Source organism: Brevibacillus massiliensis, from assembly GCF_000311785.1.
In the GTDB taxonomy this organism is placed as follows: Bacteria; Bacillota; Bacilli; order Brevibacillales; family Brevibacillaceae; genus Brevibacillus_C; species Brevibacillus_C massiliensis.
Genome location: NZ_HE978553.1, coordinates 18,088 through 43,602 on the forward strand (window position 1 = coordinate 18,088; position 25,515 = coordinate 43,602).

A 25,515-nucleotide genomic window follows, 5' to 3' on the forward strand; every position below is an offset into this window, starting at 1 on the left:
CGTTCCTACATACTCATCATAGATCCAGTTCCAGGAGGCCGCATAATACCTGGCTCCTCTGTTAGTAAACTTTGAGCTGGCCAAGTACGCTTCTAAGGTAGCTGTTCCCGCAGGAAGCGTTGGGAAATTCCAATAATAAGCATCACTAGTGGATGCATTGACTCTAGAAAGACGATGATCGGAATTGTAACTGCTCGGTTGATTACTCTCATATGTCCATGTCCCGCTGATATAATGGGAGCAACCAGAACTAGAAAGTGGATCATTGTCGCAAACTTTAGCGGATGCGCTTTCTGCCACGGTAAGAGTGCTTAACAAAACTAGCGAGAAAGCCAAAACTAAGAATGTACCTTTTTTTAACATTTTCATTCCACCCTTCCTAATTTATTATTGGGGGCAGTGAATCAGAGACATTAAAAGATAAGTTTCTTCTCTTACTGTCACAATAATAATCACCTCCTACGGACGTACAGAGACTTGTCCAATATTTGGGATCACCTATAATTTACCATATATAATACGAAAATTCTATCGATTTATGTCGTAATTGAGAAATAGGTACTAGTACCTATTCCGGATATAAAAGAAATAAAATATATGCAGGAATTGATTCCCATTTTCGAAACCAATCTCCATCAAACATCTCCTACAGACCTGTCAAGTGGTTGGTATCGTTCATCTTCACGATGACAAATTCCCGGCTGTCGCCGCGGATCTGCTCGTAACGCAAGACGCTGACCGCCGTGTTGTCCACCTCCATCAGGCGGGAATTGTCCAGCGGCGCTCCAAGCACATCGGTCAAGAACAGGCGGATGCTGGTCTTGTGGGCCACGACCAGCACATGGCTGCCTTGCGATTGGCTCGCTATGTCCAGCATGCTTTGCTTGAAGCGCTGCGCCACCTGGGCAAACGTCTCGCCGCCGGGAATCTGCACCTCGGAAGGGCGGTCCCGCCAGAGCCGGTAGCGCTCCGGGTCACGCTGCCGGATTTCTTCCCGGCTAAGCCCCTCCCACTCGCCAAAATGGCATTCGATTAGCCCCTTTACCTGCTCCACCTGGATGCCGCGGCCGGCGGCGACCGCTTGGGCCGTCTCTACTGCCCTGCTCAGCGGGGATGCGCAGATACGGTCGAGCCGCACGCCCCGGAACCGCTCCGCCAAGCGCTTCAACTGCTCCCTGCCCCGTTCGCTCAAGGCTGCATCTGTCCATCCGCAATAGCGGTCGTGATCCGCATTCCACACCGTTTCCCCGTGGCGGATGAGATAAATCGTCGTCTCGCTCATCTTTCTTCCCTTCCTCTCCACTGTACCCTGCCGCTGCCTATCTAACAGCTGTGCCTCCATCTTACCTGAAAAGTCCGGTCAATGAAAAACCCCATGTCACCCTGGACTTCGTTCACATCGGAAATGGAACGCACGGGTTTCATGGGGAAGTTTACTTGCAAAAAGCATGCCGCCCTTTTCAGCGGAAGCTCTTCAATCGAAGCTTTACTTACAGGATAAGAAAGTATAACTCCCTGAGACAGCTTCCTTATCCTGCATGAAAAGCTTCCTCTAAAGAAGGACTCGACTGCTTCTTCGAGAAGGCTTCAATCGAAGCTTTACTTACTGCTTGCCTTTATCGTTATGTTTCTCTTCGTAGCAATCCATGCAAAGAGATTCTTTATGTTCTACCTCGTATTCCGTCAGGCGGGTTTTGCAAATCTTGCACGTCATCTCGGTTAAAACCAGGTTCATCTCGTTCTCTCCTTTCTTGTTGCCGAATGATACAACTCTATTGTAGTCTATAAAACTGCTTTTTCACCCGGGTTTGTGTCAAGATTCTGTGAATTTTCTATTGATCGAAATTGCTGTTGCACCCATACATACCTATGGATATACTAACCACACGTAAACCTTAGGGGGCAGTCACTTGCAGGTAACCGAGAATTTCTGGCTGGCCGGAGGAATGCTGCTGCTGTCTTGTTTGCAGATTCTTCTGCCCGGGTTGAGAAACTGGGTGAATGGAGTGCCTTCCATCCTCATTGCTCTCTGTTCGAAGAAGCGAAAGCAGAGTACGAGCCGGGGGAAAATATCACCGTTGATAAATCAGCGATAATCCCGGAAAAAGGGGAGTTCCTTTACTCCGCACATGCGCAGGTAAACAAACAACTGGCCTTTGTGGTGGATTTCATGGTCGTACATCATCGTGAGGAACATCTTTCCCGTTCCCTCGAATCCCGACGAAAAGACCCGCTTCAACTCAAGTTCCGCATCGGTCAGCGACGCAAACGCCGCTTTTGTCCGCTCTGTCCGTTCAGCTACAGCCTGGCGCAGATCCGCCATTGTTTTGCATTTGATTGGATCCGGCGGCGTAGCGTCCCCCGTTTTTACCATCTTAACGAATACCTCGTTCCACTGGACGAGGTGCAGCGTCAGTTCGGCCAGCGGCATGGCTCCGTCCCACGGTTTAAAGTGCATGTGCTCGTCTCCCACTAATAACAGCATTTCTTGCAGCACACGGCGATGCCGCATCCAGTCGTTCATCAACTGTTCTGCTTGTCTCATCATTCGCCCTCCTTCATGTGATCCCTTTCCCGTATTTTACACGCCTTTCCCTGACAGTCCCTGTCAGTAAAAAAGGACTGCTCAGCTTGCGAGCAGTCCCATCAGCGCCGCGATCCCAAAGCCCGCGATGATCAAACCGGAGACGCGGTTGATCCACTTGAGAGATGATGCTTCCAGGCGAGACCGCAGCAGTCCGACCGAAACACTGAGTACGATCCACCAGGCGGCCGAACCCAAAAATACCCCGGTGACCAGGGAAACGGCAGCATAGCTGTCCCCCGGCGAACTGCCGATCCCCAACCCGGCAAAAATTCCGACAAACGCCATCATCGTCAGCGGATTTGCAATCGTCAGCATCAGGGTTGACAGATAGGAGCCGAGAAGCGACCCGCTTTTGACCTGGGCGGGATCAGCGGCGGGATTGGAGCGAAACGTCTGCACACCCAGATAGCACAAAAACACGCCTCCCGCCGCTTGCAGCAGCAGCCGCTGGTCCAACAGAAAATTCATGAGGAAGGTAAACCCGAAACCCGCGATAAACCCGTAGATGGCGTCAGCCGTAGCGGCGCCCAATCCCGACAAAAAACCGTGAAGCCTTCCCAGCGCAATCGTTCTGCGAATACACAAAACCCCGATCGGCCCTACGGGAGCGGCGATCGAAAAGCCCAAAATGATTCCCTTCAAGAGCGGCAGCATCCGTCCGTTTCCTTTCGGTCTGAAAATTTCAAATCATTATACCAGAAACGGCGGGAATCGGGATACAAAAAAATCCGGTCGTGGCGAAAAGAGCCGCGACCGGGGCTGCAGTCCGATCCTACACGTCAAACCAGAAGTCTTCGTCGCGCAGCGGTTCGACATGGATGGTGCGGACGTATCCATTTCCCTTCTTGGAAAAAAAGTCGTGCTGCTTGGTGTGCGTCCGGATGCCGTTCAAGACGATCGGGTTCACTTCTTCCTCGGGAAACACGGGGTCGAGGCCGAGGTTCATCAGCGCTTTGTTGGCATTGTAGCGGACGTACGCCTTTACTTCTTCCGCCAGTCCGATCGGCGTGTACAGCTCGTCCGTATACGCTTCTTCGTTTTGATGCAGTCGTTCGAGCAGTTCGCGCAGTTCGCGCAGCGCCTCATCCTGCTCGCTTCTGCTGAGTTGCTGGAACACCTCTTGCGCGAGCACGCCCACGTACAAGCCGTGAATGCTCTCGTCGCGCAGGATCAGGTCGATGATCTCCCCGCTGCTGGTCATTTTCCCCTGACCGGCCAGGAACAGGGGATAGAAAAACCCGCTGTAGAACAGATAGCTCTCCAGAAACACGGAAGCGCCCATCGCCAAATACAAGTCTTTGGCGGACTGGATCTGGTTGTAGTAGGCGGAGATGAGCGCCGCTTTGGTTTGCAGGCGCTGATTTTCTTCCACCCAGCGGAAAATTTCGTCGATCTCCTCCGTCGTCGCCAAGGTCGTAAAGATGCTGCTGTAGGACTTGGCGTGAATCTGCTCCATCATCCCCATAAATCCCAGCACCGCTTTGCGCTGAAGGCCGTCGACGTGTTCGAGGATTTTCGGCATGCCGACGCCCCCCTGCACCGTATCGAGCAGGGTGAGTCCGCCCAGCACTTTTTTGTAAAGCTCCCGCTCCTCCTCCGTCAACTCGATCCACGACATTTTGTCGTCCGACAGCGGGATTTCATCGTCGGTCCAGAACTGCATGATGTTCTGATTCCAAAACGTCAAGGTAAAGTCGTCGTCCGGCCTGTTCCAATTGACTGCTTTCATCTCGTCGTCCTCTCTCCTGTTCGGTCATTAAATCGCGCAGCTGATGCACTCTTCTACGGACAGATGCTTGGTGCGCGTGTAGTAAAGCGACTTTAAGCCTTTCTTTGCCGCGTATATGTAGTACCGGGCCAGCTCCCTCGTGGACACGCTGCTGTTGATGTGCAGGACGGTCGAGATGCCCTGGTCGACATGCTCCTGGATTTCCGCGATCAGGTCGATCACCTTGAACTGGTCGAGCAGGTAGGCCGACTTGTAGTAAAAGTAATTGTCCGGCGACAAGTACGGCATCGGGTAGTATGTCGTGGAGTTGGCGTAGGTCCGGGTTTCGATGTGCTCGACGATCGGCATTACGCTGGAAGTCGCGTTTTGGATGTAGGAGATGCTCTGCGTGGGCGCGATCGCCAGCCGGTAGGCGTGGTACAGCCCGTGGCTTTGCACAAGCTCCTTGAGCCTGGCCCAGTCTGCCGGCGAAGGGATCGGGATGCCGGCAAACAGCTGTTTCACCTTTTCCGTCCGCGGGCGGTAATCCGTCTTCAGGTACTTGTCAAAATAAGTCCCCTTGGCGTATTCGGAGCGTTCGAAACCGGCAAAGGTGACGCCGCGATCCCGCGCGATCTCCATGCTTTTTTCCAGCGAGTAATAGTTCATCATCATGAAAAAGGTTCTGGCAAAATCTCTGGCTTCCTCGCTCTCGTAGGCGATCTTCTGCTTCGCCAGGTAGCCGTTCAGATTCATCGCGCCAAGTCCGACGGAATGCAGCTCGCGATTGGCTTTTTGCACCCCCGGCGCGTTTTCGATGCGGGTCATGTCGCTGACTGCCGTCAGCGCCTCGATGCCCTCGTGCACCGATTCCCGAAGCTTCTTTTGCTCCATCACGTTGGCGATGTTGAGCGAGGCCAGGTTGCAGCTGATGTCGCGGCGGATGATGTCTTCCACGCCGTAATCGTTGATCGTGGAGGTCTCCTGCAGTTGAAAGATTTCCGTGCAGAGGTTGGACATCTTGATCGACCCGATCTCTTTTAAGGCGTGGGCCTTGTTGGCGTTCGACTTGTTCATGATGTACGGGTAGCCCGATTCCAGCTGGATCATCGCGATCTTGGTCAGCATCTCGCGGGCGCTCATCACGGTTTTCTTCTTGATCCGCTCGTTGGCCAGCAGTTCATCGTACATCTGGTCGAGATCAAGGTCGTCCAGGTGCTGTCCGTATTCCCGGTAGACGGAGTACGGCCCAAACACGGTAAGCGGCTTGTCCTCCGCAGCCAACTGGTAAAACTTGTCCGGCACGATCAGCCCGATCGACAGCGTCTTGATCCGCGATTTCTCGTCGGCGTTGATCTTCTTGCAGTCCAAAAACTCGATGACGTCCCAACCGAAGATGTTGTAATACGCCGCCCCTGATCCCTTCCGCTGCCCCATCTGGTCGGCGTAGGAAAACGCGTCCTCCATCAGCTTGAGTACCGGCATGATCCCCTTCGCCGCGCCTTCCACCCCTTTGATCGGCTCGCCGCGGCCGCGCAGTTTGGAGAGGTTGACGGCGACGCCGCCGCCGATTTTGGAGAGCTGCATGCAGGTGCCAAGGATGTAGTTAATCGAGTTGAGCGAATCGTCCATCTCCAGCAGAAAGCATGACACCATCTCTCCCCGGCGGCTTTTCCCGGCGTTGAGAAACGTCGGCGTGGCCGGCTGGAGACGCTGTTCGATCATCGCGATCGCCAGTCGTTTGGCCCGCTCAAAATCCCCCTCCCCGAGCGAGAGAGCGACGATCGCCACCCGGTCGGGGTACTGTTCCAGGTACATCGACTTGTCATCTGTCTTCAGCGCGTAGTCTTTGTAAAACTTCGACGCCGCCATGTAGGAGGAAAACTGGAACCCGTAGCCGTGAACGGTGCGGAAGATCTCTTCCACCTGCTCCGGGGTGTACCGCTCGTACACATTCTCGTAGTATTGATTGTCGATCATGTAGTCCATTCTCGCTTTGACGCTGGCAAACTGCATCGTGCTTTTCCGGACTTCCTCCATGAACACTTCGACCGCTTCCCTGTCCTTGTCCAGTTGGAAAAATCCGTCGCTGCCCCGCTGCATCAGTTGGTTGTTCAGTTCAATGTGCCGCAATCGCTGCCACCTCTTTCACAAAATACTCCACATCGCGACGGGTCCCCGACAGCTCGAATTTGGAAATGACCGGAACCTTGTACAGATCGGCTATCGCATCCGCGCTCTTGGCAAAATTTCCGCCCCAGTTGCGGTTCCCGCTGGCCGAAACGCCCCGCAGCAAGGCGTGGTTTCTCTTCAAAAAAGCTTTTACCGACTCCGGTACCTGGCCGAAGCCGGTCGTGTAAGTGACCAGTACGAACGGCTCTTCCAGCGTCATTTCGGCGTCGATTTGCACGCTTCGCACATTTGCCTTGGTTACAAATCTTCGCACGTTTCCCGTCTTCGAATCATAGGCGACCAGCATGTCCCTCAATCCTTCCCTCATGTGCTGCTGTTTGTTGCGGAAAAAGCAAAGCGCATCCGACGAATAACAGAAGGTCGAATGCGCGTAAAAATCCACAGAATGCACGGGCCCGCTGCTTGCAGGCCAGTTGCGCGAACCCTTCCCTATCTCCCGTAGGTACCAGAGTCAGACGAACAGGCAGGTCTCCTGGCTCAAGGGTCATCGCTCCGCTCCGCCTTCCCAATCGCGGCGATCAGTGGCACCTTCGAATCGGAACTTCCCTATTACAGTGGCGGGACCGCGCCGGAATTGCACCGTGCTTCCCTTTTTAAGTCTCTGCCAAATATGCTCGGCAAGACACCTGTCCGCATCAATATGTAGTTGGCTTCATTAACCTTACAACAAGATGTTGAGGGTGTCAAGCCTATCTCCGGTTTGACACTGCTCTGCTTGAGGGGAAGAAAATGGCAGGAAAAAGAACCTGCGTCTTTTGGCTTTGGTGAACATGGTGGTTCGGAAGAAAAAAATGGGCTCGCTTCGTTCGTGGCACGCCAGCTGGAAGCGGGGCGCTCGCTCCATTTTTCTTCCTTCTCGTGCTTTTGGGCTTACGTAAAGACGCCGCTTTCACCCGTTTGCAGAAGCGAGGGAAAAAGCGGCGTTTGTGATTTCGTTACGCGGTTTCCGCATGCACCGCCGGAGTGATCGCGGCGGGATCGGCAGGTTTTTCTTTGGGTTCGTACGCGATTTTAATGCCGAGGAAACCGTAGATAATCGCGATGATGGGGCTTAGTATGCTGATAAAGGCAAATGGCGCATACGTGAACGCGTGAACTCCCAGGGTTGCGAACATGAATGCTCCACAGGTGTTCCAGGGGAACAGCGGCGAAGTGACGGAGCTTCCGTCTTCGACCATACGGGAGAGGTTTTTCCTGTCGACCTGACCCGCTTTAAGATGGCGTTGACGATGGATTCCAGGATTCGTGTCGTTTCCAGGATTCCTCCGTAAGCCATGGCAATCATGATCAGGGCACTCGTCCAAAACATCGATTCAATGCCGCCGTTGTTCAACAGGCTGTCGATGATTTCAATTTCTGTCGAAGCGGTATGTCCGCAGTACAGGGTGTGTAACGCTTCTTTCAGTAAGCCCCTTGCACGACCGTCGCGACGATCGCACTCGCCAAAAGCGGAGTATGCGGATCCAGCTCCAGGCGAAGATGCCGACGAACAGCGACACGATCATAAATGCAATCGGGATCAGTCCCACCCATACCGGTGCAATTTTTTTGGGTTCATTGCCCCCCATCTCATCAACCCCCTGCAGATGTAATCGCTTGCAAATCTCCTTGGCGTTTCTAATCGAGCAGCGATTCTACGCTTTCGCGGAAGACCTTTGTGTGCGTATCGACGTCTTCCTCCTTGGTTTGTGACGAGATGAGGGCCATGTTGTGAAACGGCGTCATTAAAATGCCGCGATTGAGCGCAAACAAGTGCATGTACCGATCCAGTTGGAAATCCACCGCTGCGGCTGCTTCTCCGCCGTTGCGCGGGGGCGTGCTGCGGAACCAGTACTCCGATCGGCAGCCCAGCCGTTTGACGATCCAGGGAAGCCCTTTTTCTGAAATGACCTCTTCCACCCCTGCGGCGAACCGTTCGGCCAGAGGGATATTCCGGTCAAATGCCTCTTGCGTCAGTACATTCTCGAGCGTGGAGCGCATCGCCGCCATCGACAGCGCGTTTCCGGCCAATGTGCCGCCGATGCCGCCCGTATCTGCATCCTCCAGGGAAATCATCCCGCGCATCCTGTCCGCGACCTCTTCGCTAAATCCGTAGACCGCCGTCGGAATCCCCGCGCCAATCGCTTTGCCCACCGTCAGCATATCCGGCTTTAGACCATGAGCCCCCGTATACCCTCCCGGCCCGGCGCACAACGTATGGGTCTCGTCGTAGATAAGCAGCGTCCCCGTGCGGCGGGTCAGCTCGCGAAGAGCATCCAAGTAACCGGGATCGGGATGGATAATGCCGATGTTGGTCATGACCGGTTCGGCCAGCACGCAGGCGACATCACCGGGCGCGAGCGCCTTTTCCAGCGCATCGATGTCATTAAACTCGACGACCTTGGTCGTATGTACAGGATCTACCTGCGGACCGATGTTGCCGCTGCGGCTCCCGGGAACTCCGTCGCGCAGCGTGATGAACGCCTCATCCACGGTGCCGTGGTAGCTGTAGTTAAAGACGAGGACGTACTTGCGCTTCGTGATGTGGCGGGCCAGCCGCAGGGAAAAGCGGTTCGCGTCCGTCGCAGAGATGGCGACCTGCCAATACGGCAGCCCAAAACGCCGGGCCAGTTCCTCTCCGACCCAGATCGCATCTTCTGTCGGCAGCATAAACGTCACACCGTTACGCACCCGCCAGGCGATCCCGGGAACCGCTCCTTCCGGTGCATGTCCCGTCATCGAACCGGTATCCCCCAGGCAAAAATCGAGGTAGCGATGCCCGTCTACATCGGTAAAATAAGCGCCGGAACCGCTTTCGACAAAAATGGGGAAGCTGCCCGCCCACTTTACCATCCAGTTCATCGGAACGCCGTCGATGTAGTTTGCCTTTGCCCGTTCAAACAGCGCTTTCGATTTGGGATGGGTCTCTTCAAATAGATGAAGCTCCTCTGTCAACCTCTGCTGTAATCGTTCCCGACTGATCATCTGCAATAAGCCCCCAATACCAAATGTAGTCTCGACACGGCCATGTCGATAAAGCCTTCTCGCAAATATCGTGCCATCGGCGGCAGTGCCTTTTGTCTTGACCGGGGGCTTTTTTTAGGCAGATCACCGTCTGGCGATTTGTCCATTTTGACAAATCATCCGTTTGCTTTTCAGCCGGGATACATAACGCGGCTGCCAGGCGGCGGTCAGAGCATTTTATTAATTCTGAATATACATTTGTCAAATCTGACAAACTAGGATTGGCCCGGTTTCCGAATGTGCAGCTCGCGAATCCGCCGGTACAGCGTAGACTCGCTGATGCCTAAGCGCCGTGCCACCTTCAGCTTGCTTTCCACCGAGTATCCGTATTCATTGAGATACCGCTCGATGATTTGCTTCTCGTGGACGTCAAGCTGTTCTTTGAGCGTATGGAGCGCGGTGGCGGCGTGGTGAACGCGCAGGATTCGCGCAGGAATGCTTTGCTTCGTAATCACCGGGCCCGCTTCGAGGTTGACCGCGTACTCCACCGCATTTTCCAGCTCCCGGATATTTCCCGGCCAATGATAGCCCACAAGCAGTTCGGCTGTTTCCGGTTCAAAACCGGTGATATTCTTTCCGATCAGGCGATTGTATTTTTCCAGGGCAGCGCGGAGCAAAAGCCCGATGTCCTCTTTCCTTTCCCGCAGCGGCGGGAGCTGGATGGGTATGACGTTCAACCGAAAGTACAAATCCTCGCGAAATTCCCCTTCCAGCATCATCTGCTCCAAATTTTTGTTCGTAGCGGCAATCACTCTGACGTCCACCGGCAGCACCCGCGTCCCGCCGACGCGCTCGATTTCCCTGTGCTGAAGCACATGCAGCAGCTTTCCTTGCAGATGCAGCGGCATGTCGCCGACTTCGTCCAGAAAAATCGTCCCCTCGTGAGCCAGCTCAAACTTCCCCACCTTGCCCGACTTGTTGGCGCCGGTAAAGGCACCCGATTCGTAACCGAACAGCTCCGTTTCCAATAACGTATCCGGTATCGCGCCGCAATTGATCGTGATAAACGGACCGTTCTGCCGCGGGCTGGCATAGTGAATCGCCTTCGCCAGCAGCCCCTTGCCCGTACCGCTTTCCCCCGTGATCAATATCGTGGAGCTGCTGTGGGCCACCTTTTCGGCGTACGCCTTTACCTCTTGGATGCTGCTGCTCGTCCCGAGGATTTCCCGGAAAGAAGAGTGTTCGTTCTGTTCGGTCATGTCGTACACCAGCTTGCGGACATCTGCAATGTCGCGAAACGAAATGACGGCTCCCGCCGTTCGCCGTTTTGTCTCCAGCTGGCTGCCGAATACCGGACTGACTGTTGTGAAGAAATGCATGGCTTTGCCTGACGGAAGCTTGTACATCTCCTCTCTGTCCTTGTACCCCACCCCCGACGAGATCGCTTCCATCACGGGCGAACCAGGCCAAACGGAGGTCAGCTTGCTGCCGATCAAGTCCTCCCGCTTGATGCCGATCAGTGTTTCCGCCATTTCATTGCACGTGGTAATCACGCCATTCCTGTCGACGGCGACGATCCCGTCGCGAATCGTCTCGATAATAATCTTCAGTTCGTTGGCCATCTGGGTCTCCGACACCTTGCTGGAAAGCAAATCGGCCATCCTGTTGATGAACACCAGCAGATTCTGCTTATTCTGCAGCAAGGCCTTCCGCTGCTCTTCCGTGAAGGCGACCAGCCCGATGATGCCGATAATCCGCTGCCCCAGCCGGATCGGACAGCAGACTTCCGCCAGCTCATTTTCACACGCGTGATAAAACGGATCGTTTTTCGCGTCTTCTACGATATACTCGCTTCCGGTTTTTAAGACGTGGCTGTAGATGTAACCTGATTGGATGTCGCCGTCTTCCTCTTTCAGGCCGATCTTCTCGGTATACCGTCCTGTTCCGGCCACGATCAGCAATTGGTCGTCGATGATTTCCACCTCGATCCCGACAGCAGCCGTTATCGCTTCGGCAATCTCTTGGGTTGTCGCTTGGATTTCGAGTAAATGAGGCATGCGTCCACCTTCCTTTCATGCATACAGGCCGCGTAGATAAAGCCGAAGGGAAAATCAAATACTGCCAGCGAACCTCAGTCCTGCTGACAGTATTTAGAAGCCAACTCCTTGTACTCCGCAAGAAGCTGGGCGCGATGCTCCTTTGGCTCAAGCAATTCGGCATCTTTTCCGTACTGCTTCATCCACCGGAGGAATTCTTCGGTTCCGCGAGTGGTGACGATCAACAGCAGCGATCCATCCTGCTCATCGATAAATTCCGGCCTGAAATCGTACTTGTGTTCTTTGATGTAGCGGGCCACATCCCTGGAGAAGCGAACTTTAAACGTAACCTCGTCGGTCTCCGCTTTGATTCCCCACACCTTGTCCAAAAATTGATCGATCTGAAAATCGTCTCCGATGCGAAACTTCTTGTCAGTCAACTCGATGGAATGGAACCGGCTCAGACGGAAGGTCAGCACATCTTCACGCAGGTGGCAGTAACCGATCAAATACAGATAGCCTCCGCGGGGAACCAGATAATAGGGGTCGATCACACGCTTGGTCAAGTCTTCGCGGGACATGGTGTAGTATTCGCAGGCGATGGCGACACCTTGAATGATCGCCTCAATCACTCTCTGCATGATCATGTCCTGTACGGGATTCATCTGCTCCGTATGAATTCGGATGCGCTTGCCCAGCTGCAGGAGGTTGTCGTTTACCTGAAAGCGGGTGAGGATCTTCTCCATCGCAGATTGAAAGGAACTTTGAAACGGATGCCCCTTTAACCTTGTCTGTCCCGAAATGATCGGGTAGAGCGAGATAGCCAGGTACTCTTCGGCTCTGAGCTGCCCGGGGGTCTGTATATAGCGGTCGATCAGGTAATACCCCTTGTTTCCTTCCAGCATGATTTGGATCCCGCATTCATCGAGCTGTTTTATGTCGCGGTAGATGCTTCTCACCGACGCCCCGGCCAGCTTCGCCAGTTCAGGGGCGGTGATTCCCGGCCGCTGCTGGATCGTCGTCAGGATGAAAAACAGGCGTTGTACCTTGTCCAAGTCGTCACCTCGTCAATGGGAAGTATCTCCCATATAGTATTCTTGAAACCAGGCCCATTTCCTCTCTGCGTCGCTTCAATCCTGCCAGCAAGCAATCCGGTTCCTGCCTTCCCTCTTGGCTTGATAAAGCGCCTTGTCCGCTGAAACGAGAAGCTCCTTCGGGGTGCAGCGGCGATTGGAGTCAAAGGTGGCAATGCCCATGCTGACGGTGACATGCCTGCTGGCAGCCAGACCCGGATGGGGGATGGAGAGTTCTTCAATCCCGGCCTGAATTCTCTTCGCGACATGCAGCGCCCCCTTCATCTCCGTATCGGGAAGCACGACGCAAAACTCCTCGCCGCCGTATCTCGCCGCGAAATCGCCTGTGCGGTAAAGCAGTTGGCTGATCTTTTGCGCGACTCGCTTCAGGCAGTTGTCTCCTGCCAAATGGCCCAAATGATCGTTGTACTCTTTGAAAAAATCTACATCTATCAAAATCAGCGATACCGGCCTGTTGCGCCTGATCTCTTCAGACAGGTAAACATCCATGAACCGGCGGTTGTAGATTCCGGTGAGATCATCCGTCAGCGTCAGACGCTGCAGGATTCTGTTTTGCCGCTGAAGCAGAATCTCCCGTTCAACGGAATCGCTGATGATTTCCAATGTCGTCAAGTGAAATGGAGTCGTGTGGGCAAGCGTGGTCATCATACTGATGGTTCCCAAGAGGTTCCCGTGTTCTCGGTCGTAAAACGGCACCGAATAACACGCTGTATCTGACAAAATCTTCAAAAAATGTTCTGTGCCAATCAGCTTGTATTGTCTGCCCAGCTGCAATGCCAGATTGATCGACGAGAGCTCGTCCAGAATTTTTTTCCCTGTCCCGAGGCCCATTTTGCGGACCATGGCCAAAATCGATTCGTCTCCCAGAAGTTCAAGGAAATACCCTTCCTTGTCCGTCACGGTAAAGACAATGGGGACGCCTGGTACCGTATCGAGAATGCGCTTCAAACAGGACCTGATCATCTTAAGATAAGAACGGTAGTCCTTGAGCCTTTTTTCAAATTCGCCCTTTTCCAAGGAGTGAACAACCGGCAGCGATAAAGGGTCTCTGTTTGCTTCCAACTGTCTCTTCTTTATCTCTTGGATAAGAAACAGGTCTTCGGTCATATCGATTCCCCCTGTTGCAACATTTGAACGATCTTCTCCATCTCTCCTCGCTATGGATGAGTTTACATCTGGATATGACAGACATTGTCAGGGAACAGCTGTTCTAAGGAATCGTTTTTTTCATTGTCATGGGTCTATTTTCCTAATTTTCAACTCGAACATCGTGAATCCTTTTTCACAAATGACAAAACCCGCCAGAGAACAAAATGTTCTGCTGACGAGCTTTGTTTCGATAGGTGTGGTAGGCCTTGCACCCCAGCTCATTTTACACCTGTTTTTTGTACGAATTCCATCGCTCTTCCACAATTGCCTAGTAGAATCATAGGTGTCGACGACATGGACACCACCTATCTACCCTCTGTGCTTCACCTCCTTTTGGGAGGTATTTTTCTTGTTCTAGATCTGCATGGTTCTGAAACTTACAACAGGAAAATATTGTAATTTTAGATCATTATGACTCAAAAACCCCGGACGAAGCTTGACGACTCGTCCGGGGCTCATTTCATTTTTCACATATTTCTATATGAATTACATCGCATTTCCACATTTGTTTCATAGAATCATAAGTGTCGACGACAGGAACATAAACCTTTCTCCCCTCTATGCTGCACCTCCCTTTGGGAGGTGTTTTTGCTGCAGACAAACGGGTGCAGCGATCTTTCGCAAGACCGCCGCACCCGTTTGTCTTTCGCTTATTCCGCTTTTTTTTCGGCTTCCGCCTGGTCCAACCGCTCCTGGAACAAATTGCCCAGTTGGCCGATATCCACATCCCATTTGTCATCCTTGTAGTACACTGTGGCTTTGGACTCTCCCTTTTTGCCGAGAATCCGAATGCTGTTCGTCTTTACCTCGTAGCTGCCATCGGGTTGGAACGAAATGTCTGCGTCTTTCAATTCGGCATCCAGCACCGGCTTGATTGTCTTCTGCACCACTTCCTGCGTCGCTTGCACCGCTGTGCGCCCCATGTCGATAACCTCTTCCGGGCTAAACTGGAAAAACAGCACCAGCGCAACTCCAATTACCACCAACACCGTCAGCAGTCGAAACAGGCTGCGTATGATCCACTGAAAGGCCAACACGACCACCAGGAGGATGACCGCAATCGGCCAGTAATCTTTCACCAGTTGAAGCAGTTGTTCCACGTTTATCACTCCTCTATCATCCATTCTGCCACGATCTGCTATGGTTAAACCGCTGCCCAGATCTCGCCGCTTGTATTACGACGGATGACCGCATGATTTGGTTACTTCCTTGCATGCTTCTCAACTTTTCTCGTAAATTCTATTATATGCGGAACGGAAAAGCAATCATCCCCCCTGACGGCGCTTCCTGCAGAACGCCAAAAAGGCAAAACCTGCTCGGTTTTGCCCTTATGTCACTGGTTTTCGCCCATTATCTTGCCGACGCCCAGCTCCGCCTCTGGCTTAAGCAAGACCCGCCGCCGACCAGCGACGGACTTACCGCAACAGAGTCGAGAGTCGATACCTTTACAGCTTGGCAATCACAACCCGCTTGCGATCCGGGCTGTCAGCGACATAGACGACGCGCTGGTCGCGGTGCCCTTGTTCCATTACCAATTCGGCCAAGGGGACCTCGATATGCTGTCGAAACGCCCTTTTTAAGGCACGTGCCCCGTATCGCTTATCAAATCCGTTTTCAACCAACAACTCTACCGCAGAGTTCTCCAAGCGCAGCTCGCAGTTGTACTTCTCCAGACGCTTTGCCAATTGGAGCGAAAACGTCTCAATGATTTCGCGAATCGTATCCTTTTCCAGCCAATTGAATGTAATGATTTCGTCGATCCTGTTTAAAAATTCCGGTTTAAACGTCCTGTGCAGCTTTTCCTCAATGATTTTGCCCAGGATGGACTCATTTCGTTTTCCCCAATGGCTTGGGTTTATGCAGTAAGCCAGCTTCTGCAGCAAGAAAGACAGCCTGTTGTTGGCGGAGTCATACATCTCTTTGGCTCCCAGGTTGCTCGTCATGACGATAATCGCATTTCTGAAATTGATTGTATCCTGCCCGGAAGTTATCGTCATGATCCCGTTATCGAAGATATTTAACAAGGTTTGCATCACCTGCTCGCTCGCTTTCTCGATCTCATCAAACAAGATAATGCCCGGCTTGCTAAATGAACCTTCGATTTTCTCTTTGTCGAGAATCGTCGCTCCCTCTTTGCTTCCCACGTATCCGGGAGGAGCTCCGGTCAAAGCGGCGGCGTAATGGTCGAGCGACAGCGTGTTCATGTCCACCCGGCAAAAGCTGTTGCGATTGCCGTGGATCGCTTCCGCCAGCAATCGGACCATTTCCGTTTTGCCGACTCCGGTCGGACCCATGAACAGCCCGACGTACAGCGGTTTTTCCGGATCCGCTATATCGGCCTTCACGACTTTCAGCATGTTCTCAATCGCTTTGATCGCCTGTTCCTGTCCGTGAATTCTTTCGCGCAGTCGTTTTACTGTTTCCTGAACGTCAAATTTAAAGCGGGTTTGTACCAAAGTTTGCGGCACTGTCTCCTCCGCCTCTTTGGTTTGCAGCTTTTCCTCTTGTTCCCGCTTCGCTCTCTGCTTCGCCAGATATTCCATCTTGTCGTTTATGAACGGCATCTGCACTCCTCCCAGTTGAAATGTCCTCTCCACCTATGTATGTTCCAATCGCGATCATCGCGGAGCAAACCGGGGAGCCTGATAAAACTTGCGGGGTCCGCGCGGTATGGCAGTCAGGCTCCCTCGGCAAGGCTGCTTGCTTTGCGCAAGCAGGTTTTATCTGGCTCCCGCTTCCCGTTCTTTTCCTTCGTGCGGAATCCCTTGAATGGGGCATTCCGCTGTGCCGGCGGAAGTTCTGGTTATTTTTTCCACATTCTCTCTCGCCTGTTCCGCGTTCATTACCCATGTGCGATAAAATTCAAAGGGGCAATCTGCCACTCCCTTGTCACTTTCCCCTGCCAGTATCGTCCCGGAGTATCCTCTGTGCAGAAGCTTGAACAAATGGTTTTGCGATTGTCCATTCTTGCGGGCATCGCGAATCTGCGACAAGGAAATTTCCGCATATTGAATCCCGTTCTCTTCCTCTCCGCACTCACCCAATGTTCTCCCGTCAAAGCCGATGATTGCCGAGTGGCCAAAATAGGAGTACACGCCGTCAAAGCCTGCCGCATTGGCAACGGCCACGTAACAGTTATTGGCCCAAGCCATTGCCTTTGCCATCAAGATTTGCTGTTCTTTGGCAGGATACATGTAGCCCTGACACCTGACGATCAACTCCGCCCCTTTCATCGCGCAATCCCGCCAGATTTCCGGATAGTTGCCGTCATCGCAGATGATCAGGCTCATCTTGAGTCCCTTCGGCCCTTCCGTGACGTAAGTGGTATCTCCGGGATACCAGCACTCGACCGGACACCAGGGGATCACTTTTCGATATTTCTGAACAATTTCTCCCTTGTTGTTGATCAGAACCAGCGTATTGTAGGGGGGTTTCTCCGGGTGCTGCTCATGCCGCTCGCCGGTCAGCGAGAAAACGCCCCACGTGTTTGCCCTCCGGCAAGCGTCAGCGAAAATCTCTGTCTCCTCTCCGGGAATCGTCGCCGCTGTGTCATACATTTCTTGTTGGTCGTACATGATTCCCATGGTGCTGTACTCGGGAAACACCACCAGGTCCATGCCGGGCAATCCCCGTTTCATGCCTACGATCATTTTCGCGATATTTTTGGCATTCTGCACCACTTCTTCCTTTCTGTGAAGGCGCGGCATTTTGTAGTTTACCACCGCTACTCCTACGGTATCGTTGCTGCTGGAAATATCTCCGTGTCTCATCCGATCAACACTCCTTTACCTTTTAATGGGAATCATATTGCGTAACTCTCCGGATCAAAAAAGCTGTCTACATGGCCCTCACCTCCCCGAAACGGTCTTGGCTCCTTGGCTCGTTACCACTGGCCGATCAAAATCAAGTACCCCGGCACCCAACAGGTGACAATGGCAAGGGTCACAGTGACATAAGCGGTAAACTTGGCAATGGGCTTTTCGAGCGCAAGCAGAAGAAAGAAGAGAAACCACAAAATCGCCCACAGCAGCCAAATCACACCAAAGCGCACATCTCCGCTGCCAAATGTGAGCGCTGACGTCGGCACTGCGGTGATCGCTACGAACAGACAGTACCAACCTAAGCCTTTGCCGTCCAAATCAAACGCGTTGTTAATGCCGACATATAAATAGGTAAATGAAAAAAGAAGTCCGGTGGCGGCTGTAAAATAGGAAGACGGTTCTTCCGGCTGTGTTAGCAGGATGGTGTAAAGGTTCATGATCAACGTCAGCCCGCCCGTGAAGAGATTCATCGGTGCGGCCCCCCTGCTGCTCACCCTTCCCAGCAGCATCATCCCGTTTACCAGCAATACCGCTCCAACGTACAGAAGTGTAACTCCCAGCAAGTCAATCCCCCCTTCGCGCTTTCCTTCTCACAAGAGCAATTGGCATGCCAAAACCAAAGACTCTAAGAAGCTGTTTTCGGAACGCTTTTTTATGAAACAATCCGGTCAATTTGTCACGCTGCTGTACAGTGCCGCCTCTCAACAAGGTGAACGGTTTCGGACAATGCCGCCCCTTTCGCCGTGCCCGGAACTGTCCAGACGGCGAAAAGCCCGGGTGTCTCCCCTCTGTTATGAAGTAGACAAAAACGGACATATGCCGAGGTGGACATTATGTTCAATCCCGCGGCATGGGCAGGCGGAGCACATCGAAAAAAACAAAAGGCCGGAGACCCCGGATTCCGGGACTCCAGCCGCTTTTTTTGTTTTACGCAGTTCCTTCAGCTTTCCAGAAGCTCTTTGATGGCGTTGTCGATAAAATTTGTATCAACCGGATGAAAGCCAATTCCGGCAAAATGGCCGTAAATGCTGGGAATGACACGAACCTCCGCATGTGTAATAAACTTGGCCTCGTATGTCATGTCTTCAGGTGTAAAGTACAAGTCCGTCTGCCCCGGAAGGATCATCGCTTTTGCCTTAATGCGGCGCAGGGCTTTCTCGCGATCGCCGTCACAACCGGGTGTCATGCCGATATCGCCGTGCTGCCAAGTCCACGCCATGGACAGCAGATTGTTTGCGTCCTTCGACAGGAAAAAGGCCTCCCAGTAACCGACCAGAAAATCTTCAAGAGATGAATAGCCGTGTTCCAGATACAATTTTGGTAATAGAAAGCTTGTGACAATCCCCACCCGGCGTAGACGCGCGCCAACGCGTCCCTTTGTCGGCTGCTCCCTGTAAAAGCCCTCCTGCCAAGCTGCATCGGCACACAGCGCATTCTTCACCCCTTCAAGAAAGACGAAGTTGTGCGGTGTGGTGGAGGCCGTTCCTGGAAACACCTCTTACGGCAAGTATTTTATGAAGGAATCGACTGAATATGTCACCTGAAATCGGCTGCGAAAAAGATGGACGAATGAGAAACAAGTGTGCAACAATGTTAAGTGAAAATTGAAATTATTCTTTATATCCACACAAGAGGTCGACGGACAAGGGGGGAGATTATGCTAACAGGAAACGGTCAGGAGATTAAAATCGGGATTTTGTGTTCCTTGACCGGAACGATGGGAATCACGGAACGCGGACAGTATCAAGCTGCCCTGTTAGCGATCCGCCAGATCAACGATGAAGGCGGCATAAAAGGGAAGCGTCTGCTGCCTATCGTAGAAGACATTGCCTCCGACCCGTACCTGGCCGCCAAAAAGGCGGAAAAGTTGATTTTGTCGGACAAGGTTGTCGCCTTGATCGGCACGTATACCTCTGTTTGCCGCAAGACGATCATACCCGTGCTGGAAAAATACGACTCGCTTTTACTCTATCCCACCCAGTACGAGGGAGGCGAACAGCACAAGAATGTCTTCTACTGCGGACCGCTGCCCAATCAGCAGCTTCTGCACTTTATTCCCTGGATCATCCAGCATGTAGGCAAAACCTTTTACGTAATCGGCTCCGATTATATCTACCCGCGCGAAACGACTCGCCATGTCCGCTACCTGGTGGAGGCAAACAACGGCCTCATAATCGGGGAGCATTACAGCGAGCTGGGAAACCAAAAGTTCAGCAAGATTCTGCGAGAGATTCAAATGTTAAATCCGGATGTAGTCTTCTCGACTTTAGTGGGCGACAGCGTGATAGCCTTCTATCAGCAATACTACCAATTTGGCATCAGACAGCCAATCGCCAGCCCCATCACCGCAGAGTCGGAGGTAGCTGCGATCAGCAGTCATTTCGCTGCCGGCCACTACACCGCTTTCCCCTACTTCAGCAGTGTGCAGACTGCCGAAAACACCTCCTTTTTGACCGAATACCGGCGTACTTATGGAACCGATATCATCAGCTCCGCCATGGAAAACGCCTATAACTGCGTCTTTCTTCTGGCGGAAGCACTTCGCAAATCCAAGGAATTCGACACTGCTTCCATTCGACGGAGTCTGCCGGGCCTCACTTTTCAGGCGCCCCAAGGCAAAATTATGGTGGACAAGACCAATCAGCATCTATGGCTCAACTCCCGCATCGGCCGTGTCAACGCCAAGGGTCAATTTGATATCTTATGGGAAGCGGAAGAACCGATCCCACCTGTTCCTTTTTACGCCTATCCCAATACTTCGAAAGCAGAAGCCGGCCCAAACGACCCCGATGGGCAATTGCAGGAAAAAATGGTTCAATATGAATCGCTGATTGAGGAGTTAAAAAGGGCCACCCAGTTCCTCCCCTATACGTTCGCGTTTTTTGACAACCAGGGGGTGCTGGTGAGCGTTTTCAGCCATGAAGAAGCGGCAAAATGGAAGATTTCCTCTATTTTAAAGCCGGGTACAAACTGCTGGACCTGCCCTGCGCTAAAGCAATCCGGGATTGGCCTGGCCCTGTCCGGCCATTTGACATCGATCGTCAGCCGCGCAGAGCACGGAACGGACGAATTGTCCGAATGGATCAGCATAGGCATTCCGATCCAGCGCGATGTGGGAAGCCTGCAAGGAGTTTTTGGCGTATTCCTCTACAGCACGGACTCGCTGGATCAAAAACATCTGGACATCCTCGTCGGGATGCTCACCTATATTGCGAAAAGCTGCACAACAGTCATCGATCAAGCAAAGAATTACGGAATGTTTTATCAACTGCTAAACGACCTTTCCCGGTTAATCCCGGAGAGTCTGTACGTCATTCAGAACGGCAAGATTATTTTCCTCAATCAACCGGCGCAAGCCTTGCTGACGGAAAAACACGATTCCATTTATAAACTGCTGCAGTATGTAAGCGATAATCTTCCAAGCGAACCAAAGACTGTGATCAAAAAGGAAAGCTCCGGCGAACTTCTTGAGATCCGCATCACTCCGGCCGAGAAATATGCGTTTGTATCGATCAAACAGTTTACTGTTATCGGCAAAGATCCGGATACGAATCCGGGAACCGATACCATTTTCTCCAAAAATCTCATCGGTTCCAATGAACGCTTTTTAAGAGCGATTACGCTTGTAAAATCCGCCGCCAAAACGGATGCCAATGTGCTGATTCTGGGGGAAAGCGGAACGGGCAAAGAACTGTTTGCCAGGGCCATCCACAACGAGAGCGAACGCAGAGACAAACCTTTTGTCGCTTTAAACTGTGCGGCAATCCCCCGCGAGCTGATCAACGCCGACCTGTTTGGCTATGAAGACGGAGCGTTTACAGGCGCAAAAAAAGGGGGAAGTCCCGGTAAATTTGAAGCCGCAAATGGCGGCACTCTGTTCCTCGATGAAATCGGAGATATGCCGCTCGAACTGCAGGCCACCCTCCTGCGCGTCCTGCAGGAAAAAGAAGTGACCCGGGTAGGTTCCCACAAGTCCATTCCCGTTGACGTTCGCGTGATTGCGGCGACAAATAAAAATCTCCATCAGGAAATGGCGATTCACGGCTCGTTCCGAAACGACCTGTATTTTCGTCTCAATGTGTTTACCATTGAGCTGCCGCCTCTCCGCGAACGCAAGGATGACATTCTCGAATTGGCCTGCCACTTTATCAAGGCCCTTTCGCAGAAGACGGGAACCTCAATCAAAACGCTTTCCAAAGAAGCTGCCCTTCTGCTCGAACAGTACAGCTGGCCGGGGAATGTCCGCGAGCTGGAGAATGTCATGGAACGGGCGTTTTACATTAGTGAGAATGAGAGTACGATTACAAAGGAACATTTGCCGAAGTACATTCTCGACTCATCCGAACCAGAGATGCCGCCTGGAGATTACAGATCCCTGCTGAATGTAAAACACTTGCGAAAGACCAGCAACAACAAGGAAAAAGACATGATTGTCGAGTCGCTCGTGAGGTTTAAAGGGAATATCAGCAAAACGGCGAAGTACCTGGGGATTTCGCGGACGACGCTCTATCGGAAGTTGGAGGAATTTCGTTTGAAGTAGGGGAACGGCCGGCAGGCGCTGTGAAAAGCAGCCAATTTTACCGGAAACCGATTTTCTGTTTCAAGAAAATCGGCTTTTTTGTTTAAAAACGTAAATTGGACTGCAAAGGATAGATCCAATTGGTTATTTCAAAATGAAAAGAGAGTGTTATCATGAAACTAATATTTTTGGATAGGCGAAAACACGGGGAGGGGAGCTATGCGCTTAACGATAAATAAGAACATCTCATTGCCCATATACATCCAGATCATCAATAGCATCAAAGAGCAGATTCTTTCCGGGCTGCTTCCTCCAGGATTTGTTCTCCCTCCGGAAAGAAAGCTGGCTGCCTCAAACGGGGTCAGCCGGAGTACGGTCGTAAAGGCTTACGATGAATTAAAAGCCTTGGGTTTAGTTGAGTCACACATTGGAAAAGGGACCGTTGTCACAGAAAAAATCGAGCCTCATCCGCCAAGTAAAAAACAACAAGTATTTCCTTTGTCCTGGCATCCCTTATTTGATAAAAAGCTGGGTAATGTAAATGATACGATAAGTGATCTGATGAACGCGGGAAGCAGACAAGACGCTGTTTCATTTGATGCCGGCATATGTGATCCAAGACTTTATCCGCTGAATCAGCTGCAAGCCATTCTGAAAGAATATCCGCTTCATAGCGAAATGCTGGGCCTATGTGCCGTGGAAGGGTATTACCCGCTTAGAGAGGAGCTTTCCCGTCTCATGGAAGAGCGAAGTTTCTCCGTATCTCCACATGAAGTGATGATTCTCTCCGGATCGATGCAGGGAATTGATTTTGCCGCCCACACCTTTCTTTCTCCGGGAGATGCCGTCATTGTGGAGGAACCGACTTTTCTGCAAGCCATTCAGCGTTTTCGAGCGGCAGGGGCCAAGATTATCGGCATTCCGCTTGACCGTGAAGGCATCCGTACCGATGTGCTTGAGGCACAGCTTGCGCGATACAAGCCCAAATTCATCTATACGATCCCGACCTTCCATAACCCCACAGGTGTCGTGATGAGCATGAGGCGCAGGAAGGAATTGTTGGACTTAGCCCATAAGTATCAAGTCCCTATTCTGGAAGACGATCCTTATGGCGAGATCCATTTCACCAAGCACAAATTCCCTCCGCTGAAGGCACTCGATCAACATGGATACGTGATCTATCTAAGCACATTTTCGAAAGTACTGTTCACGGGGTTCCGCGTGGGCTGGGTTATCGCCCCGGAGCCTGTGATGAAAAAATTTGTCATCTTGAAGCAGATAACCGATCTTCATGTGAACACACCAGGGCAGTTTTTACTGGGCCGTTTCCTTCGGGAAGGATTTTATGAAGCCCATTTGCAACATCAGGTAACGGCTTTTAAACAAAAGAGGGATCTCACGGTCTCCGCCTTAAACAAGGCGGAAGGACTCCTCACTTTTGATGTACCGGATGGCGGCATTTATCTTTGGTGTAAATTCCCGGACAACATCCCACAGAGGGCACTCCTCTCACTTTGTGCATCAAAAGGCGTGAACTACCTGCCAGGCAATCTGTTCTATCCGCAAGAAAGCGACGGAGAACATTTTTTGAGGCTGAACTATTCGTATGAAACACAGGATCGGATTGAAAGAGGAATCTCTCTCCTACTGGAAGCAGTTGAAGAGTTGAATCGTCGAAATAGATTGCCGAATGTAAAAAAAGAGTATAAACCCATTATTTAGCGTTCGACAAAAGATAAAAATTCGGAGGATGATGACGATGCTGGAACAAAAATTTTCAAAGCGCTCAAAATACGCAGCCGCTTCGCAAACCCGCGAAATCCTGAAAGTGACGGAAAAGCCAGAGATCATCTCTTTTGCCGGCGGACTTCCCGCGCCCGAGTTGTTTCCGGTTGAAGAGATCAAAGCCGCTTGTGAAGCTGTCTTACATGAATCTGGCGCACAAGCTTTGCAATACAGCACGACCGAAGGCTACCTTCCTCTCCGGCAAGCAATCGCAGATCGGTTGAAAACGATTGGGATCAATACGACAGTAGAGAACCTCTTAATAACCGGTGGATCACAACAAGGACTTGATTTGACGGGCAAGCTGTTTCTCGATGACGGCGATACAGTAATCTGCGAGAGCCCGACGTATCTTGCCGCGATTCAAGCGTTTAAGATATACAATGCGAACTTTGCGGAAGTTCCCATGGATGAAGATGGCATGATCATGGAAGAGCTTGAAAGGGTGCTGCAAGAACATCCCCATGCAAAATTCATCTACACGATTCCCGATTTTCAAAATCCAACAGGCCGAACCATGAACCTGGAAAGACGGAAAAAAATCATGGAGCTTGCCAACCGGTACAATACGATCATTGTGGAGGACAATCCGTATGGTGCCGTTCGCTTTGCCGGAGAAGCCCTACCTCCAATTAAACACTTTGATCAAGAAGGCCGAGTGATTTACCTCAGCACGTTTTCGAAGATTTTTGCGCCGGGACTTCGCCTTGGCTGGATCTGCGCGAACCAGACGTTCATGGAGAAATTTGTGGCATTCAAACAGGCCGCTGACTTGCATACCGACATCTTCGCGCAGAGAGTTGCGGCGAAGTATATGGAACTCTTTGACCTTGAAGCTCATATTCAAAAGATCAAAGCCGTATATCTTGGCAGGCGTGAGAAAATGATCGAGTGCATAAAAGCATTCTTCCCAACACAGACCAAATACAGCGCTCCCGAAGGCGGCCTGTTCATTTGGGTCGAGCTGCCTGACAATATCGATACAAAAGAAATTTTTGCAGAGTGTTTAAAGCATCATGTAGCCTTTGTGCCGGGGGAATCCTTCTTTCCGACGAGTGCAAAGAAAAACACGTTCAGGCTCAACTACTCGAACATGCCTGAGGATCGTATCGTTGAAGGGATGAGACGATTAGGGGATGTTTTAAGACGCGCAGCGGTAGAAGAATTATAGGTATGAATGCTTTTATTTCCTTACATGGAAGGCTTGTCTACAAGTACTCCGGGGTGGCTTGCTTCCGCCAACTGGATCGGGTATTTTGTCGGTGCCTTGCTTGTCTTGCTCATTTCAAAATGGCCAAGCTGTAGAGCTTTGGCCTTTTTGTTTGTTCATTTATATACGATGACGGGCCGGTGATTTCAATCTACGCATCCATGTAGGATGCGACACAAAGGGCGCTTCAACTACGCGTACTACCTGCACATTTCAATCCACGCATCCATATAGGATGCGACGTCTGCCGCCGTCACGCGATCTAGCTTTAGTTCATTTCAATCCACGCATGCGACGGGTGCCAGGGCGCGAGTACGGGTTTGGCGTCAGCATTTCAATCCACGCATCCATGTAGGATGCGACTCCCGTTAATGGACGCTCTCCTCGCGATCAACGAATTTCAATCCACGCATCCATGTAGGATGCGACTCCGATTTTCCAACAAAACAAGTTGAAAAATCGTTTTTCCT

20 protein-coding genes, 2 pseudogenes and 1 riboswitch are annotated in these 25,515 nt (G+C 51.8%); of the genes and pseudogenes, 4 read left to right on the forward strand and 18 right to left on the reverse strand.

Annotated features, from left to right (window positions below; translation table 11 throughout):
• The 18 genes and pseudogenes from HGBM_RS31365 to HGBM_RS29155 form a co-directional block, all read right to left on the reverse strand.
• Positions 1 to 369: pseudogene (locus HGBM_RS31365) on the reverse strand (hypothetical protein); the annotation flags it as partial.
• Between the two features lie 277 nt (positions 370 to 646).
• Positions 647 to 1,282: a histidine phosphatase family protein gene (locus HGBM_RS24260; protein ID WP_019123669.1), complete on the reverse strand. Its 636-nt coding sequence runs from the start codon at positions 1,280 to 1,282 to the stop codon at positions 647 to 649.
• Positions 1,283 to 1,603: 321 nt separating this feature from the next.
• Positions 1,604 to 1,735 carry a hypothetical protein gene (locus HGBM_RS32190; protein WP_019123670.1) on the reverse strand — a complete coding sequence of 44 codons (132 nt, stop codon included), beginning with the start codon at positions 1,733 to 1,735 and terminating at the stop codon, positions 1,604 to 1,606.
• 351 nt (positions 1,736 to 2,086) lie between these two features.
• Positions 2,087 to 2,545: a DinB family protein gene (locus HGBM_RS24275; protein ID WP_019123672.1), complete on the reverse strand. Its 459-nt coding sequence runs from the start codon at positions 2,543 to 2,545 to the stop codon at positions 2,087 to 2,089.
• A gap of 81 nt (positions 2,546 to 2,626) precedes the next feature.
• Positions 2,627 to 3,241 carry a LysE/ArgO family amino acid transporter gene (locus HGBM_RS24280; RefSeq protein ID WP_019123673.1) on the reverse strand — a complete coding sequence of 205 codons (615 nt, stop codon included), beginning with the start codon at positions 3,239 to 3,241 and terminating at the stop codon, positions 2,627 to 2,629.
• Between the two features lie 118 nt (positions 3,242 to 3,359).
• A complete protein-coding gene (gene nrdF / locus HGBM_RS24285; RefSeq protein WP_019123674.1) occupies positions 3,360 to 4,316 on the reverse strand; it encodes a class 1b ribonucleoside-diphosphate reductase subunit beta in 957 nt (318 codons plus the stop codon).
• A gap of 27 nt (positions 4,317 to 4,343) precedes the next feature.
• Positions 4,344 to 6,428: a class 1b ribonucleoside-diphosphate reductase subunit alpha gene (gene nrdE, locus HGBM_RS24290; RefSeq protein ID WP_019123675.1), complete on the reverse strand. Its 2,085-nt coding sequence runs from the start codon at positions 6,426 to 6,428 to the stop codon at positions 4,344 to 4,346.
• Positions 6,415 to 6,774 carry a class Ib ribonucleoside-diphosphate reductase assembly flavoprotein NrdI gene (nrdI, locus tag HGBM_RS24295; RefSeq protein ID WP_026074637.1) on the reverse strand — a complete coding sequence of 120 codons (360 nt, stop codon included), beginning with the start codon at positions 6,772 to 6,774 and terminating at the stop codon, positions 6,415 to 6,417. Before nrdI ends, nrdE begins: the two co-directional genes overlap by 14 nt.
• A 159-nt stretch (positions 6,775 to 6,933) precedes the next feature.
• Positions 6,934 to 7,133: riboswitch (cobalamin riboswitch) on the reverse strand.
• 290 nt (positions 7,134 to 7,423) lie between these two features.
• Positions 7,424 to 7,821 (reverse strand): annotated as a pseudogene (locus tag HGBM_RS31985) (Na+/H+ antiporter NhaC family protein).
• A 284-nt stretch (positions 7,822 to 8,105) separates the two neighbouring features.
• A complete protein-coding gene (locus HGBM_RS24315) occupies positions 8,106 to 9,452 on the reverse strand; it encodes an aspartate aminotransferase family protein (protein WP_019123680.1) in 1,347 nt (448 codons plus the stop codon).
• A 254-nt stretch (positions 9,453 to 9,706) separates the two neighbouring features.
• On the reverse strand, positions 9,707 to 11,488 hold the full coding sequence (locus tag HGBM_RS24320; protein WP_019123681.1) for a sigma-54-dependent Fis family transcriptional regulator: 1,782 nt from the start codon (positions 11,486 to 11,488) through the stop codon (positions 9,707 to 9,709).
• Positions 11,489 to 11,562: 74 nt separating this feature from the next.
• Complete coding sequence (locus tag HGBM_RS24325; protein WP_019123682.1) at positions 11,563 to 12,522, reverse strand: helix-turn-helix transcriptional regulator; 960 nt, start codon at positions 12,520 to 12,522, stop codon at positions 11,563 to 11,565.
• A 75-nt stretch (positions 12,523 to 12,597) separates the two neighbouring features.
• Positions 12,598 to 13,668 (reverse strand): GGDEF domain-containing protein, encoded by a 1,071-nt coding sequence (locus HGBM_RS29150; RefSeq protein ID WP_019123683.1) that lies wholly within the window; start codon positions 13,666 to 13,668, stop codon positions 12,598 to 12,600.
• Between the two features lie 692 nt (positions 13,669 to 14,360).
• Entirely contained in the window at positions 14,361 to 14,810 is a 450-nt protein-coding gene (locus HGBM_RS24335) for a hypothetical protein (protein WP_019123684.1), read from the reverse strand.
• A gap of 345 nt (positions 14,811 to 15,155) precedes the next feature.
• Positions 15,156 to 16,274 (reverse strand): AAA family ATPase, encoded by a 1,119-nt coding sequence (locus HGBM_RS24340; protein WP_019123685.1) that lies wholly within the window; start codon positions 16,272 to 16,274, stop codon positions 15,156 to 15,158.
• Positions 16,275 to 16,430: 156 nt separating this feature from the next.
• Positions 16,431 to 17,480 carry an aliphatic amidase gene (locus tag HGBM_RS24345; protein ID WP_019123686.1) on the reverse strand — a complete coding sequence of 350 codons (1,050 nt, stop codon included), beginning with the start codon at positions 17,478 to 17,480 and terminating at the stop codon, positions 16,431 to 16,433.
• A gap of 113 nt (positions 17,481 to 17,593) precedes the next feature.
• Positions 17,594 to 18,094: an AmiS/UreI family transporter gene (locus HGBM_RS24350; protein ID WP_019123687.1), complete on the reverse strand. Its 501-nt coding sequence runs from the start codon at positions 18,092 to 18,094 to the stop codon at positions 17,594 to 17,596.
• 377 nt (positions 18,095 to 18,471) lie between these two features.
• The gene (locus tag HGBM_RS29155) at positions 18,472 to 19,026 is read right to left on the reverse strand and encodes an alpha/beta hydrolase family protein (RefSeq protein ID WP_147512982.1); all 555 of its coding nucleotides are present in this window, start codon (positions 19,024 to 19,026) and stop codon (positions 18,472 to 18,474) included.
• Between the two features lie 162 nt (positions 19,027 to 19,188).
• Between HGBM_RS29155 and HGBM_RS24360 the strand changes: the two genes are divergently transcribed.
• The 4 genes from HGBM_RS24360 to HGBM_RS32655 all read left to right on the forward strand — a co-directional run bounded on the left by HGBM_RS24360 (position 19,189) and on the right by HGBM_RS32655 (position 25,189).
• Entirely contained in the window at positions 19,189 to 22,071 is a 2,883-nt protein-coding gene (locus HGBM_RS24360; protein ID WP_019123689.1) for a transporter substrate-binding protein, read from the forward strand.
• A gap of 198 nt (positions 22,072 to 22,269) precedes the next feature.
• Positions 22,270 to 23,772 (forward strand): MocR-like pyridoxine biosynthesis transcription factor PdxR, encoded by a 1,503-nt coding sequence (gene pdxR / locus HGBM_RS24365; protein ID WP_019123690.1) that lies wholly within the window; start codon positions 22,270 to 22,272, stop codon positions 23,770 to 23,772.
• Positions 23,773 to 23,809: 37 nt separating this feature from the next.
• Positions 23,810 to 25,006 carry an aminotransferase-like domain-containing protein gene (locus tag HGBM_RS24370; RefSeq protein WP_019123691.1) on the forward strand — a complete coding sequence of 399 codons (1,197 nt, stop codon included), beginning with the start codon at positions 23,810 to 23,812 and terminating at the stop codon, positions 25,004 to 25,006.
• Positions 25,007 to 25,030: 24 nt separating this feature from the next.
• A complete protein-coding gene (locus HGBM_RS32655; RefSeq protein ID WP_161605097.1) occupies positions 25,031 to 25,189 on the forward strand; it encodes a YbfB/YjiJ family MFS transporter in 159 nt (52 codons plus the stop codon).
• Positions 25,190 to 25,515 lie beyond the last annotated feature (326 nt).

What these genes read in the sequence shown, in the direction of transcription:
- HGBM_RS24280 (WP_019123673.1), bottom strand. Translation starts at nt 3,241, where the DNA reads ATGCTGCCGCTCTTGAAGGGAATCATTTTGGGCTTTTCGATCGCCGCT.
- HGBM_RS24275 (WP_019123672.1), bottom strand. Translation starts at nt 2,545, where the DNA reads ATGAGACAAGCAGAACAGTTGATGAACGACTGGATGCGGCATCGCCGT.
- HGBM_RS29150 (WP_019123683.1), bottom strand. Translation starts at nt 13,668, where the DNA reads ATGACCGAAGACCTGTTTCTTATCCAAGAGATAAAGAAGAGACAGTTG.
- nrdI (WP_026074637.1), bottom strand. Translation starts at nt 6,774, where the DNA reads ATGCTGGTCGCCTATGATTCGAAGACGGGAAACGTGCGAAGATTTGTA.
- HGBM_RS24345 (WP_019123686.1), bottom strand. Translation starts at nt 17,480, where the DNA reads ATGAGACACGGAGATATTTCCAGCAGCAACGATACCGTAGGAGTAGCG.
- HGBM_RS32655 (WP_161605097.1), top strand. Translation starts at nt 25,031, where the DNA reads ATGGAAGGCTTGTCTACAAGTACTCCGGGGTGGCTTGCTTCCGCCAAC.
- HGBM_RS24360 (WP_019123689.1), top strand. Translation starts at nt 19,189, where the DNA reads ATGCTAACAGGAAACGGTCAGGAGATTAAAATCGGGATTTTGTGTTCC.
- HGBM_RS24320 (WP_019123681.1), bottom strand. Translation starts at nt 11,488, where the DNA reads ATGCCTCATTTACTCGAAATCCAAGCGACAACCCAAGAGATTGCCGAA.
- HGBM_RS24370 (WP_019123691.1), top strand. Translation starts at nt 23,810, where the DNA reads ATGCTGGAACAAAAATTTTCAAAGCGCTCAAAATACGCAGCCGCTTCG.
- HGBM_RS24315 (WP_019123680.1), bottom strand. Translation starts at nt 9,452, where the DNA reads ATGATCAGTCGGGAACGATTACAGCAGAGGTTGACAGAGGAGCTTCAT.
- HGBM_RS32190 (WP_019123670.1), bottom strand. Translation starts at nt 1,735, where the DNA reads ATGAACCTGGTTTTAACCGAGATGACGTGCAAGATTTGCAAAACCCGC.
- nrdF (WP_019123674.1), bottom strand. Translation starts at nt 4,316, where the DNA reads ATGAAAGCAGTCAATTGGAACAGGCCGGACGACGACTTTACCTTGACG.
- HGBM_RS24340 (WP_019123685.1), bottom strand. Translation starts at nt 16,274, where the DNA reads ATGCCGTTCATAAACGACAAGATGGAATATCTGGCGAAGCAGAGAGCG.
- HGBM_RS24260 (WP_019123669.1), bottom strand. Translation starts at nt 1,282, where the DNA reads ATGAGCGAGACGACGATTTATCTCATCCGCCACGGGGAAACGGTGTGG.
- pdxR (WP_019123690.1), top strand. Translation starts at nt 22,270, where the DNA reads ATGCGCTTAACGATAAATAAGAACATCTCATTGCCCATATACATCCAG.